At 59.6% G+C, this 12,354-nt stretch carries 14 protein-coding genes; 10 read left to right on the top strand and 4 right to left on the bottom strand.

Translation table 11 applies throughout. The annotated features are described in order from the left end of the window. Positions 1–2: 2 nt before the first annotated feature. Complete coding sequence (gene hemE, locus H6M51_RS06040; protein ID WP_185808997.1) at positions 3–1,034, bottom strand: uroporphyrinogen decarboxylase; 1,032 nt, start codon at positions 1,032–1,034, stop codon at positions 3–5. A gap of 404 nt (positions 1,035–1,438) precedes the next feature. Here hemE and H6M51_RS06035 point away from each other — a divergent pair, with 404 nt between their 5' ends. Genes H6M51_RS06035 through dnaQ form a run of 5 tightly spaced genes read left to right on the top strand, consistent with a single transcriptional unit; the run spans position 1,439 to position 5,041 of the window. Beyond that, positions 1,439–2,260 carry a pyruvate, water dikinase regulatory protein gene (locus H6M51_RS06035; protein ID WP_185808996.1) on the top strand — a complete coding sequence of 274 codons (822 nt, stop codon included), beginning with the start codon at positions 1,439–1,441 and terminating at the stop codon, positions 2,258–2,260. Between the two features lie 32 nt (positions 2,261–2,292). Further along, positions 2,293–2,892 (top strand): Maf-like protein, encoded by a 600-nt coding sequence (locus H6M51_RS06030; RefSeq protein ID WP_185808995.1) that lies wholly within the window; start codon positions 2,293–2,295, stop codon positions 2,890–2,892. After that, positions 2,885–3,745, top strand: a complete 861-nt coding sequence (locus H6M51_RS06025) for a shikimate dehydrogenase (RefSeq protein WP_185808994.1) — start codon at positions 2,885–2,887, stop codon at positions 3,743–3,745. The genes H6M51_RS06030 and H6M51_RS06025 overlap by 8 nt, the downstream gene beginning before the upstream one ends. After that, a complete protein-coding gene (coaE, locus tag H6M51_RS06020; RefSeq protein WP_185808993.1) occupies positions 3,742–4,347 on the top strand; it encodes a dephospho-CoA kinase in 606 nt (201 codons plus the stop codon). Before H6M51_RS06025 ends, coaE begins: the two co-directional genes overlap by 4 nt. Beyond that, complete coding sequence (gene dnaQ, locus H6M51_RS06015) at positions 4,340–5,041, top strand: DNA polymerase III subunit epsilon (RefSeq protein ID WP_185808992.1); 702 nt, start codon at positions 4,340–4,342, stop codon at positions 5,039–5,041. Before coaE ends, dnaQ begins: the two co-directional genes overlap by 8 nt. Before the next feature lie 52 nt (positions 5,042–5,093). Here the strand turns inward: dnaQ and secB are convergent, their stop codons facing one another. Both secB and H6M51_RS06005 read right to left on the bottom strand, forming a co-directional pair. Further along, positions 5,094–5,570: a protein-export chaperone SecB gene (gene secB, locus H6M51_RS06010; protein ID WP_185808991.1), complete on the bottom strand. Its 477-nt coding sequence runs from the start codon at positions 5,568–5,570 to the stop codon at positions 5,094–5,096. Positions 5,571–5,657: 87 nt separating this feature from the next. Beyond that, positions 5,658–6,149, bottom strand: coding sequence for an FxsA family protein (locus H6M51_RS06005; RefSeq protein WP_185808990.1), 492 nt, complete (start codon positions 6,147–6,149; stop codon positions 5,658–5,660). A gap of 149 nt (positions 6,150–6,298) precedes the next feature. Between H6M51_RS06005 and H6M51_RS06000 the strand changes: the two genes are divergently transcribed. The 5 genes from H6M51_RS06000 (at position 6,299) to gyrB (ending at position 11,609) form a co-directional block, all read left to right on the top strand. Beyond that, positions 6,299–6,997, top strand: a complete 699-nt coding sequence (locus H6M51_RS06000) for a Tim44/TimA family putative adaptor protein (protein ID WP_185808989.1) — start codon at positions 6,299–6,301, stop codon at positions 6,995–6,997. Beyond that, positions 6,994–8,109, top strand: coding sequence for a murein transglycosylase A (locus tag H6M51_RS05995; RefSeq protein WP_185808988.1), 1,116 nt, complete (start codon positions 6,994–6,996; stop codon positions 8,107–8,109). The genes H6M51_RS06000 and H6M51_RS05995 overlap by 4 nt, the downstream gene beginning before the upstream one ends. Continuing rightward, entirely contained in the window at positions 8,110–8,670 is a 561-nt protein-coding gene (locus H6M51_RS05990) for a Smr/MutS family protein (RefSeq protein ID WP_185808987.1), read from the top strand. It abuts the gene before it with no gap. Beyond that, a complete protein-coding gene (locus H6M51_RS05985) occupies positions 8,667–9,032 on the top strand; it encodes a helix-turn-helix domain-containing protein (RefSeq protein WP_185808986.1) in 366 nt (121 codons plus the stop codon). Before H6M51_RS05990 ends, H6M51_RS05985 begins: the two co-directional genes overlap by 4 nt. A gap of 141 nt (positions 9,033–9,173) precedes the next feature. Further along, positions 9,174–11,609: a DNA topoisomerase (ATP-hydrolyzing) subunit B gene (gene gyrB, locus H6M51_RS05980; RefSeq protein ID WP_185808985.1), complete on the top strand. Its 2,436-nt coding sequence runs from the start codon at positions 9,174–9,176 to the stop codon at positions 11,607–11,609. A 111-nt stretch (positions 11,610–11,720) separates the two neighbouring features. On the opposite strand, the gene H6M51_RS05975 is transcribed toward gyrB, so the two are convergent. After that, complete coding sequence (locus H6M51_RS05975) at positions 11,721–12,311, bottom strand: nitroreductase family protein (protein WP_185808984.1); 591 nt, start codon at positions 12,309–12,311, stop codon at positions 11,721–11,723. Positions 12,312–12,354 lie beyond the last annotated feature (43 nt).

The following is a 12,354-nucleotide window of genomic DNA, read 5'->3' as shown; positions in this document are numbered from 1 at the left end:
CCTCAGCCGAAGCTCCTGACCTGGGCCACCAGCTCGCTGACATGCTGGGGATCAGCTTGCGGCGTAATGCCGTGTCCGAGGTTGAAGATCAGCGGACCTTGTCCGAGAGCCTGCAGGATCGCATCGATGCCGTCCTTCAAGGCTGCACCACCGGCGACAACCCGCATCGGATCGAGATTGCCCTGAACTGGCCCGTCCTTCTGAAGTTCGACGGCAAAGCTCAGCGGAACGGACCAGTCGAGGCCTATGGCATCGGCATTCGTATCCTGGCGATAGCGCTTCAGGAGAATGCCGGCTCCCTTGGCAAAGGCGATGACCTTGGCCCGCGGCCGGCGCGCCTTGACCGAGTCGATGATCCGACGAACAGGACGAACGGCATAGGCCTCGAACTCGGCTTCACCGAGGACACCAGCCCAGGAATCGAAAATCTGCACGGCGTCCGCACCGGCATCGATCTGGGCAACCAGATAATCGGCAGACACGTCAGCGAGAAAATCGAGGAGCCATGCAAAGACCTCTGGATGACGATAGGCGAAGAGCCGGGCAGGGGCCTGATCGGGTGTTCCATGTCCAGCGATCATATAGGTCGCAACCGTCCAGGGGGCGCCACAGAAGCCGAGAAGCGTGGTTTCTGTCGGAAGCTCGGAACGCAGCTTCGACACCGTCTGCATGACCGGCTTCAGGTGATCCATCACACCATCGGTCGAAAGCCCCTTGATGCCGTCGACATCGATCGGATCCATCTGAGGACCATGACCCTCGGAGAACCGCACATTGCGATGCAAGGCATCCGGGATCACCAGAATGTCGGAGAAGAGGATCGCAGCATCGAAACCGTAGCGACGGATCGGCTGCAGGGTAACCTCCGTCGCAAATTCCGGCGAGTAACAGAGATCGAGGAAGCTCCCGGCTTTCTGACGCGTCTCTCGGTATTCCGGCAGATAGCGGCCTGCTTGTCTCATGAGCCAGATGGGCGGCGGCGTGACCGTTTTCCCATCCAAGACGTCGAGGACTTTTCGGTTCGTCGTGCTCAAGGCCCAAGCCCTTTCAAAAAAGAAAAGAGATATTGAATCTTCTTCTATTTCTAAGAGTCTCTGACTATCAAGGATTAATCCAGAGCCACAGCTTGTTCTCGCAAGATTGCCTACCCATCCGGGATCGGCAGGGATATTCCAAATGCCGCCTGGATAATGGGGATAACCGGAAATTAACCCGCGATTCCATCCACTTCGAAGAGGCAGAGAAGACCGTTAACAGGGGACGAGGAGTCGATGAGGATGGGCCATCCTTCTTTCCTCACCACAATTCACAACCCCCGAAATTCGAAGACCGGCTGGTGACCGATTGTGGATAAATCGGCACTTTTCCTCTTGCCCCTCCGCCTGCATCGCCGCTACCTCTGTTTATCCCGAACAATCAACAGGGCACGGTGAACAACGTGGAGAACCGGAAAAACTTCTTCCATCTCCACCTGATTTCTGACTCAACGGGAGAGACTCTCATCTCTGCTGGCCGAGCCGCAGCCGCTCAGTTCCGGGGTTCGAACGCCATCGAGCACGTCTACCCGCTCATCCGCAGCAAGAAGCAGATCAAGGCGCTGATCGAAGCGCTCGATCGCGAGCCTGGGATTGTGCTCTACACCATCGTCGACCAGGACCTCGCCGCCCTCGTGGAAACCGGCTGCCATGAACTCGGCCTGCCCTGTGTCAATGTGCTTGCCCCGATCATCGAGAAGTTCCAGGCTTATCTGGGAGCGCCCTCGCGCGGCCGGGTGGGTGCCCAGCATGTGCTCAATGCCGAATACTTCGCGCGGATCGAAGCGCTCAACTTCACCATGGACCACGATGACGGACAGGCTCCCGAAGATTATGACCAGGCGGATGTGGTCATCATCGGCATCAGCCGGACATCGAAAACACCGACAAGCATCTATCTCGCCAATCGCGGCATCAAGACCGCAAACCTGCCGATCGTCCCGGGTGTGCCGCTGCCCGATGGACTTCTGACAGCAACTCGACCTCTGGTCGTCGGGCTGATCGCGACATCCGACCGGATCTCTCAGGTGCGGGAAAACCGCATCCTCGGCGCAACGGCTGGCTATGACAAAAGCGAATATGTTGATCGGGCATCGATCACCGAAGAACTGAAATATGCGCGCTCGCTCTGTGCCCGCAACAACTGGCCGCTGATCGATGTCACCCGTCGCTCGATCGAAGAGACGGCGGCGGCTATTCTTGCCCTGCGTCCAAAGCCGCGCTAAGCGATGACCATTGCCATTACGAAGGTATCGTCATGAGCTCACACTTGATTCTCGCGTCTGGCAGCAAGGCGCGGCAGATGCTCCTCAAGAATGCCGGTCTTGAATTCAGCGCGGTTCCGGCGTCGGTCGATGAACGTGCGATCGAAGAGAGCCTTCCGCTCGCCGGACGAGACCCGGTCTCCGTTGCACGCCATCTCGCTTTGGCCAAGGCCAACGAGGTTTCGCGGCGCTTCCCTGGCACTTATGTGATCGGCTGCGATCAGACCATGTCTCTGGGCTCCAAGATCTTCCATAAGGCGAACTCGATTGCGGAGGCGCGGGAGACCTTGCTCGCTTTGCGGGGAAGGGCGCATTTCCTGAACAGTGCGGTTTGCCTCGTCCGAGACGAGCAGCTGCTGTGGAGCGAAGTCGTCAAAGCCTGCATGCAGGTGCGCGAATTCTCGGACGAGTTCCTTGCCGGCTATCTGCAGCGCAACGGTGACGCCGCCTTGTCGAGTGTCGGCTGCTATCAGTTGGAAGGGGAGGGCGTGCAGTTGTTCGATACCATCGCCGGCGACTATTTCACGATATTGGGTCTGCCGCTTCTGCCGTTGCTCGCAGCACTTCGGCAACACGAGATTAACCATGCGTGATTCACGTGAAACATTCCCGGCCCGGGCTTTTGTCGCCGGCTATCCGATCAAGCATTCCCGCTCGCCGATCATCCATGGCTATTGGCTCGATCAGTATGGACTGCCTGGGTCCTATGAGAAAGTTGCAGTTGCGCCGGAGAACTTTGCCGACTTCATCGCCCAATTGAAGCATGCCGATAGCCCCTATCGCGGCGGCAATGTCACGATCCCCCACAAGGAGGCGGCCTGCAGTCTTGCCGATCGCATTGATCCGGTCGCCGAGGAGTTGGGAGCCGCCAATACCCTTTGGCGTGAGGATGGATTGTTGCACGCTACAAATACCGACGGTGTCGGCTTCGTCGCCAATCTGGATTTGCAGCATCCCGGCTGGGACAAGGTCGGACGCGCCATCGTTTTGGGTGCAGGGGGAGCCAGTCGTGCCATCCTCCAGGCGCTTCGCGATCGCCAGATACCGGAGATCCATGTCGTGAACCGCACGGTGGACCGCGCCCGGGAACTGGTCCAACGGTTCGGAGCGCCCCTTGAGGCGCATGGTATGGAGGCACTGGATGCCCTGCTGGAAGGGGCCGGATTGTTCGTCAACACGACGTCACTGGGGATGGATGGAACGGCAGCGCCGACACTGGCTTTTGATCGGATGCGGAGCGACGCTGTCGTGACCGACATCGTCTACGTGCCGTTGAAGACCCCATTTCTGATGCAGGCCGAGCGGGTCGGCTTGGATACCGTCGATGGCCTGGGCATGTTGCTGCACCAGGCGGTCCCGGGGTTCGAACGGTGGTTCGGCAAAAAGCCTGAGGTGGCAGCCGAGCTCCGACGCCTTGTGCTCGAGGATATCGAGGCCCATAAATGATTGTCCTCGGCCTGACCGGCTCGATCGGTATGGGGAAGTCAACCACCGCCGCAATGCTTGCGGAGGAAGGCGTGCCTGTAAACGATGCCGACCAGGTGGTTCACGATCTCTATCGTTCGGAAGCCGTTGCACCGGTCGCCGAACTTTTCCCCGACGTCATTGTCGGTGGGGCCGTCGACCGTCAACTGCTGTCGGCGAATCTGGCGAAGAATCCGGCTAAGTTCAGGGAGCTCGAGGCCATCGTTCATCCGCTGGTTCGGACGCGGGAAAAGGCTTTTCTCGATCGGCAGCGAGATCTCGGACAGGACTTGGTGGTCCTCGATATCCCACTGCTCTTCGAGACCGGTGCACAGGACCGTGTCGACCGGGTCATCGTGGTGAGTTGCGATCCGGAGGTCCAGAGAGCGCGTGTTCTGGCGAGGCCCGGTATGACCGAGGAGAAGTTTCAGCTCATTCTCGCACGCCAGGTGGCCGATTCGGAAAAACGCGCGAAGGCCGATTATGTCATCGATACGGGGCACGGCCTTGACACCGCCCGTGCGCAGGTCAGAACCATCGTCAGAGAATTACGCGAGCAGGCGAAACGGACGAACCATGCGTGAGATCATCTTCGATACGGAAACAACGGGCCTCGACAACAAGGCCGACCGCGTCATCGAAATCGGCGGTATCGAACTGCTCAATCATTTTCCGACGGGCCGTACCTTCCATGTCTATATCAACCCGGGCGACCGCAAGGTTCATCCGGACGCGCTCGCCGTCCACGGCATAACCGACGACTTTCTGAAGGATAAGCCGCTCTTTGCAGAGATTGTCACCGACCTGCAGGAATTCTTCGAGGGCGCCAAGTGGATCGCCCATAACGCCACCTTCGACATGGGCTTCATCAACGCGGAATTCGAACGGCTTGGCCTCCCACCCGTGCCCTCGGATATGGTCGTTGACACGCTGGCGCTGGCGCGTCGCAAGCATCCGATGGGACCGAACTCTCTCGATGCTCTGTGCCGCCGATATGGAATCGACAATTCCCACCGTACGAAGCATGGCGCCTTGCTCGACTCCGAGTTGCTTGCGGAAGTCTATATCGAAATGCTGGGCGGACGGCAGGCAGCGTTCGGCCTGACCACGATCGAGGCCCGCCGGAACCAATCGAGCGAAACCGATGAGGTGATCGAGATCACCTATGAGCGTCCGCGCCCCTTGGGACAACGTCTGTCGGCCAGTGAAATGGAAGCCCATGCCAAGCTTGTCGCGCGTCTCGGCGGCAAGGCACTCTGGGCAAAATACGACGGATAACAAAAAGGGCCCCGGACGGGCCCTTTCTCAATTCTTCATCAGATGAAGCTGATCAGTTCGGGACTGCCTGGCTCTTGGCGCGGGACTGTTCTTCTGCCACGCGCTGCGCGAACATTTGCGCAAAGTCGATAGGATCGATCATCAGCGGCGGGAAGCCGCCATTGCGCGTCGCGTCCGCAATAATCTGACGAGCAAACGGGAAGAGCAGGCGCGGGCACTCGATGAAGAGGACCGGCAGCATGTGCTCCTGAGGGAAACCGGAAATGCGGAACACGCCGCCGTAAACCAGCTCGCTTACGAACACGACCTTGTCGCCGTCCTTGGCTTCTGCGTTCAGCGCCAGCACGACATCGAAGTCGGTATCCGAGAGCGGGTTGGCGTTGACGTTGACATTGATGTTGATGGCCGGCGCCTTGTCACGAGCCTGAAGCGAACGCGGCGCACCCGGGTTCTCGAAGGAGAAGTCCTTGATATACTGGGCAAGAATGTTGAGGGACGGAGAAGTCGTTCCCTGATCGTTGTCGGCCATAGGGCGTTTCCTTGAAGATGAACTGCTAAGGCCATCTAACATCTGAGACTTCACCTTACAACCCTACGCAGGGAAGGGGGAGAAGCATCAATCGCGGCCGATTCGCGGGTCCCGCCAGGGTGAATTCGGGTTCGGTTCTCGGCGGTATTCGTCATCGCCGAGATCGACGACATTCTCGCCCGTTGGCTTGCCTGGCCTGAAGCCGCCATCTGCGAAGCCTGCGCTCCGTACGACGATGCGTGGCTTGATCAGACGCCAGGCGAAGTCTCGGACGTAAGGAATGAAGAGCAGGATGCCGATGATGTCACCGAAGAAACCCGGAACGATCAGAAAAAATGCTGCGACCACAAGCAGCGCAGCGTGAACGAGTTCACGGCCGGGGTCGAGACCCTGCCGGGCCTCGCTCTGCAGACGGCGAAGAATGCCGGCGCCCTGAAAACGAAGAAGGGCAACGCCGGCAACAGCCGATAGGACGATCAGCGCGAGCGTGGGCAAAACACCAATCGCCCGACCAACAATGATGAAACTCGCGATCTCGATGAGTGGTGCAATCAAAAAAAGCACCAAAGGCAGGCGCATAAGCTGGCTCCAAACGCCTTTGTGATCCGGATATCGCAAGAGTCGGCGCTTACTCGATGCAAAGAATGCATTGCGCCATTTGAATGATGCGGCGCTGGAGACTATATGGGGGAACGAAAAATCAAATTCAATCAAGCCTGGCGGTATTCATGGGATCTAGCGATTTCGTTACATTGTTCTTCCTGGTGGCTGCGGTACTGATCTTTTTTCAGCTTCGCAGTGTGCTGGGACGCCGCACGGGCCATGAAAAGCCGCCGTTCGATCCCTTCGCGCAACGCGATCTGTCCAAGGGCGCCGCACGCGATGACGGCAAGGTCGTAACGCTTCCGCGTCGTGAAGATGCGACAGGCGAAGAGCGTTTCAACGCGATCGACGCCTATGCTCCAGCTGGCACGGCGCTGAATGACCAGCTGCGCGAACTTCTGCGCCACGATCCGAACTTCAATCCGAAGGAATTCCTGAACGGTGCGAAGATCGCATACGAGATGATCGTGATGGCGTATGCCGAGGGTGACAGAAAGACGCTCAAGGGTCTCCTATCCCGGGAAGTGTTTGACGGTTTCGAGAGCGCCATTGCAGATCGTGAAAGTCGTGGCGAAAGCGTCCGGTCGACATTCGTGGGCATCGAAAAGGCAGAAATCACACAGGCATCCGCGCGCGACAACGAGGAACAAGTCACAGTTCGCATCGTCAGCCAGTTGATTACGGCGACCTTTGACAAGGATGGCGTCCTCATCGATGGCGACGCCGAAGCCGTGTCTGAAGTCAACGACGTCTGGACTTTCGCTCGCGATGTCCGTTCGCGCGATCCGAACTGGAAGCTGATCGCGACCGAAGCGGAACAATGAGCGAGCAAGGCTCCTTCCACCTGAAGCCAGTGTCGTTCGACGACCTGCCCGGCTGGAAGGCGGATAGTCCCACACCTCTCTGGGCAGCTATGGCCGACTGCAGGAACTATCTGCGGTCGGTCAAGCCGTATAAGGCCGGCCGTCTTGGATTGACCGCGCAGGATCTTCTGCCGCTTCTGGATGCCGCGGAGGGATTCCAGCCCTCAGGGGCCGACGACGCGCGCGACTTTTTCGAGCGGGAAACCCGTCCTTTCTTGATCATGCCCGATGGTGGCAAACAGGGTCTGGTCACAGCCTTCTATGAGCCGGAAGTCGCCGTTAGCGATAGGCCTGATCAGGAGTATCGCCATCCCTTCTATCGTCGGCCGCTCGACCTCGTAGATGTCGATGAGGCCAACCGTCCGGCGGACCTCGACCCATCCTATGCTTTCGCCTTGAAGACCGATCAGGGGCTGCGGCCCTATCCGGACCGGCGTGAGATCGATCAGGGCTGGCTTGAGGGCAGGGGGCTGGAAATTGCCTGGGCCCGCTCGAAGGTCGATGTGTTCTTCGCCCATGTCCAGGGGGCCGCGCGGTTGCGCTATCCGGATGGTCGCCTGCGTCGTATCACCTACGCGGCCAAGGCCGGTCACCCGTTTTCGGGGATAGGCCGACTACTGATTGACCTCGGCGAGATCCCGGAAGCCGAGATCTCCATGCAGTCGATCCGCGCCTGGCTCGCGGCCCATCCTGAACGCGTCGATGAAATCCTCTGGCACAACAGATCCTACATCTTCTTCCGCGAGGCCGATGTCGACGATCTCTCGCGCGGCCCGATCGCCGCAGCCAAGGTGCCGCTCATTGCCGGCCGTTCGCTCGCCGTCGACCGCAACATCCATACCTTTGGCTTTCCCTTTTTCATCCATGCAAGGGGCCTGACCCACATGGACGGCGGGCAGGATTTTGCCCGCACGATGCTTGCCCTGGATACGGGCTCTGCAATCCTCGGTCCCGCCCGCGGCGACATCTTCACCGGCTCGGGAGACGAGGCTGGTGACTTGGCGGGCGCGGTGCGCAACGCAGCGGATTTCTATATACTGATCCCGAAGCAGGCAGCAGAGAGGTTTGTCTGAGTGTCGGGTGCACCAAAGCTCAATCCGGAAGATCGCATCCTCTGGGCCAAGGTCGCGCGCTCGACCCGGCCCATGCCTGGCCGTATGGAGGAACTGCTGAGTTTCGAGGAGCAGTTTCAGACGGCCGTCGAGGAAAAGGAGGTGCTGGCGCTCAACCGCGCAGCCCTTTCGACGTCGATTTCAACATCCGAGACCGATCGCAAACCGGCAGCGCACGCCCATCACCCTCTGGAAAAGCCGGTCAAGCGCAAGCTTTCCCGCGGCCATCTGGCACTCGAGGCGCGCATCGACCTGCATGGTCTGATCCAGAGCGAAGCCCATGGAATGCTGCTCGACTTCCTGATCCGGGCGCATGAGCGGGGCCTGCGCCATGTGCTGGTCATTACGGGCAAGGGCAGCTCGCTCGGCAGCGAAGGTGCGCTTAAACGCGCGGTACCGCTTTGGTTTGCGATGCCTGAGTTCCGGTTTCTGATCTCGTCCTATGAGCCGGCCGCCCGCCATCACGGCGGGGATGGTGCTCTCTATGTGCGGCTGTCCCGCCGCGGGCAGGACCGTCGATGACACCGTTTGGCGATGCCCTTCGGCAGTTGCGCGAGCGCAAGGGAGTTTCGCAAAAGGAAATGGCCGCTGCGATCGGCGTCTCGCCCGCCTATCTCTCGGCGCTTGAGCATGGAAAGCGCGGCCTGCCCAATTTCGATTTCCTGCAGCGTGTCGCAGGCTACTTCAACATCATCTGGGACGAAGCCGAAGAACTCTTTTCCACGGCCGGTCGGTCAGATCCCCGCGTGGTGGTCGATACGTCAGGGATGAAGCCTGAATACACCGCATTCGCCAATGATCTGGCGAAGCTGATTCGCCAGCTCTCTCCCGATGTGATACGAGACATGCAGGATATTCTGGATAGCGCCAAAAAACGGCCTTGAAGGGGTTGAAAAGCCCTGTCTATCCACGACAAACGACGCCCTTGCCTTTGGAACTCAGGCCAAAACCCCTATAGTCGGGCCACTTGAAGCTGCTGATTCGAATCAGCCGGGCCTTTGAGAATTGACTGGAAAGATTGCTGAATGACCGACTTGCCGATCGCGGATAATGGTGGACCGGCCGAATACGGCGCGGATTCGATCAAGGTTCTGAAGGGACTGGACGCCGTCCGCAAGCGCCCCGGCATGTATATCGGTGATACGGACGACGGCTCCGGCCTGCATCACATGGTCTACGAAGTCGTCGACAACGCGATCGACGAAGCCTTGGCAGGTCATGCGGATATCGTCACGGTCACGCTGAATGCCGATGGTTCGGTCACCGTTACCGATAATGGCCGCGGTATCCCGACGGACATCCACACCGGCGAAGGCGTCTCGGCTGCCGAAGTCATCATGACCCAACTCCATGCCGGTGGTAAGTTCGACCAGAATTCCTACAAGGTTTCAGGTGGTCTGCACGGCGTCGGCGTCTCGGTCGTCAACGCACTCTCGGTGCGCCTCAGCCTCAAGATCCGCCGCGCTGGCAAGATCCACGAGATGAGCTTCACCCATGGCGTGGCCGATGCACCTCTGAAGGTGACCGGCGACTACGAAGGCCGTTCCGGCACCGAAGTCACCTTCCTGCCGAGCCCCGAAACCTTCACCAAGACCGAATTCGACTACGGAACGCTCGAGCATCGTTTGCGCGAACTCGCCTTCTTGAATTCCGGCGTGCGCATTCTCCTGACTGACAAGCGCAAGTCCGACATCCGTCAGGAAGAGATGATCTATGACGGCGGTCTTGAAGCCTTTGTGCGTTATCTCGACCGCTCCAAGAAGCCGCTGGTTGATAAGCCCGTGGCCATCAAAGGCGAGAAGGACGGGATCACTGTCGAAGTCGCCATGTGGTGGAACGACAGCTACCACGAGAACGTGCTCTGCTTCACCAACAACATTCCGCAGCGCGATGGCGGCACGCATATGGCCGGCTTCCGCGCCGCGCTGACCCGCCAGGTCACCTCCTATGCCGACAGCTCCGGTATCACCAAGAAGGAAAAGGTGACGCTGCAGGGCGAAGACTGCCGAGAAGGTCTCTCGGCAGTTCTTTCGGTCAAGGTTCCCGATCCGAAGTTCTCGTCGCAGACCAAGGACAAGCTTGTGTCCTCGGAAGTGCGTCCGGTCGTTGAAAACCTCGTCAACGAGGCCCTCAGCACCTGGTTCGAGGAGCATCCGACCGAAGCCAAGATCCTGGTCGGCAAGGTCGTCGAAGCCGCCGTTGCCCGCGAAGCCGCCCGCAAGGCGCGTGAACTCACCCGCCGTAAAGGCGCCCTCGATATCGCGTCTCTGCCCGGCAAGCTCGCCGATTGCTCCGAGCGTGACCCGGCCAAGTCCGAACTCTTCCTGGTCGAGGGTGACTCGGCAGGTGGTTCTGCGAAGCAGGGTCGCTCGCGCGAGAACCAGGCCATCCTGCCCCTGCGAGGCAAGATCCTCAACGTCGAGCGTGCCCGCTTTGACAAGATGCTCTCAAGCCAGGAAATCGGCACGCTGATCACGGCCCTTGGCACCTCGATCGGCAAGGACGAATTCAACGCGGATAAGCTTCGTTACCACAAGATCATCATCATGACCGATGCTGACGTGGACGGCGCACATATCAGAACCCTGCTGCTCACCTTCTTCTTCCGTCAGATGCCGGAGCTCATCGAGCGCGGCCATCTCTACATCGCTCAGCCGCCGCTCTATAAGGTCGCGCGCGGCAAGTCGGTCCAGTATCTGAAGGACGAGAAGGCGCTCGAAGACTACCTGATCACCATGGGTCTCGAAGAAGCGACCCTCACGCTCGCCAACGGTGAAGTCCGTGCCGGACAGGATCTGCGCGACGTCATCCAGGACGCGCTGCGTCTCCGGTCACTGATCGATGGCCTGCATTCTCGCTACAACCGCAATGTCATCGAGCAGGCAGCAATTGCCGGTGCGCTCAATCCCGAACTGACAGGCAACCGCCAGCAGGCCGAGGTGACCGCGGCGCTGGTCGCGAGCCGTCTCGACATGATTGCCGAAGACACCGAACGCGGCTGGCAGGGCTTCGTCACCGACGAAGGCGGCCTGCGCTTCGAACGTATGGTTCGTGGTGTCAAGGAAGTGGCCGCAGTCGATGTAGCGCTGATCGGCTCGGCTGACGCTCGCCACATGGACCAGATGTCGGCACGCCTGCGCGAGATCTATTCCGAACCGCCGGTTCTCACCCGCAAGGATGGCCGCAGCGACATGTCGGGCCCGCGCGCGCTTCTCGACTCGATCTTTGCAACCGGCCGCAAGGGCCTTTCCATGCAGCGATACAAGGGTCTCGGTGAAATGAATGCGGAGCAGCTCTGGGAAACCACGCTGGACCCGAATGTGCGCTCGCTGCTCCAGGTCCGCGTCAACGATGCGACCGATGCCGACGGCCTGTTCTCGCGCCTGATGGGCGACGAGGTCGAGCCGCGCCGCGAATTCATCCAGGACAATGCGCTGAGCGTCGCCAACCTCGACATCTGACGGCTTGCGCCGGAAGTTGAAATGGGCCGCTTTCGGGCGGCCCATTTGCGTTCACAGACTTATCTGTCTGAATGGTTAACGTGATTCACGTGAAACCATCGGCTAGGCTTCTCAGAACCGACCTTCGAAGGCGACCTCTGCGAGCGGCTTTCGCTCGTTCGGCGTTTCGCGCGACCGGAGACCTTCGGGCAGCGTCTCCTTGTCGCCCAGCTTGCCGATCGCGACCGCCGCATTGATGTGAAAGCCTTCCGGTGCCCCAAGCTCTGCCAGCGCGCGATCGAAGCTGAAGCCTGTCATCGCGTGCGCGAAGTAACCGGACTTGATCGCCTGCATCGACAGAAGGCCCCAGGCGGCACCCGCATCGAAACTGTGGCTGCGGTAGGACTTTGGCTCCGAGCCATCCGCAGGCCGGCTCAGCGTGTCCGAGAAGATGAAGACGAGTGCCGAGGCATTCTTTGCCCAGCCCTGGTTGAACTCGATCAGGATGTCGAGAAATTTGTCGAACTCGGGTGTTCCCTTCAGTGCGTAGATGAAGCGCCAGGGCTGGTAGTTAAATGCCGACGGTGCCCAATGTGCAGCATCCAGAATGGTCAGAAGATCTTCCTTCGGCATCGTGCTGCCGTCGAAGGCACGCGGCGACCAGCGATCAAGGAAGATCGGATCGACATTGTATTCGGACTTGCGGTTGTTGCTGCTGGTCATGGTGTTCCTTCACTCATGTCTTGGGATGACGGATGGAACAAAC

This window comes from Rhizobium sp. AQ_MP (assembly GCF_014237835.1).
Classification (GTDB): Bacteria; Pseudomonadota; Alphaproteobacteria; order Rhizobiales; family Rhizobiaceae; genus Allorhizobium.
This window is presented reverse-complemented; position numbering and strand designations above follow the sequence as displayed.

Excerpts from the sequence above, each read along its gene's own strand:
- H6M51_RS06030 (WP_185808995.1), top strand. The coding sequence starts at position 2,293 with ATGAGCTCACACTTGATTCTCGCGTCTGGCAGCAAGGCGCGGCAGATG.
- H6M51_RS06025 (WP_185808994.1), top strand. The coding sequence starts at position 2,885 with ATGCGTGATTCACGTGAAACATTCCCGGCCCGGGCTTTTGTCGCCGGC.
- coaE (WP_185808993.1), top strand. The coding sequence starts at position 3,742 with ATGATTGTCCTCGGCCTGACCGGCTCGATCGGTATGGGGAAGTCAACC.
- dnaQ (WP_185808992.1), top strand. The coding sequence starts at position 4,340 with ATGCGTGAGATCATCTTCGATACGGAAACAACGGGCCTCGACAACAAG.
- secB (WP_185808991.1), bottom strand. The coding sequence starts at position 5,570 with ATGGCCGACAACGATCAGGGAACGACTTCTCCGTCCCTCAACATTCTT.
- H6M51_RS06005 (WP_185808990.1), bottom strand. The coding sequence starts at position 6,149 with ATGCGCCTGCCTTTGGTGCTTTTTTTGATTGCACCACTCATCGAGATC.
- H6M51_RS06000 (WP_185808989.1), top strand. The coding sequence starts at position 6,299 with ATGGGATCTAGCGATTTCGTTACATTGTTCTTCCTGGTGGCTGCGGTA.
- H6M51_RS05995 (WP_185808988.1), top strand. The coding sequence starts at position 6,994 with ATGAGCGAGCAAGGCTCCTTCCACCTGAAGCCAGTGTCGTTCGACGAC.
- H6M51_RS05985 (WP_185808986.1), top strand. The coding sequence starts at position 8,667 with ATGACACCGTTTGGCGATGCCCTTCGGCAGTTGCGCGAGCGCAAGGGA.
- gyrB (WP_185808985.1), top strand. The coding sequence starts at position 9,174 with ATGACCGACTTGCCGATCGCGGATAATGGTGGACCGGCCGAATACGGC.
- H6M51_RS05975 (WP_185808984.1), bottom strand. The coding sequence starts at position 12,311 with ATGACCAGCAGCAACAACCGCAAGTCCGAATACAATGTCGATCCGATC.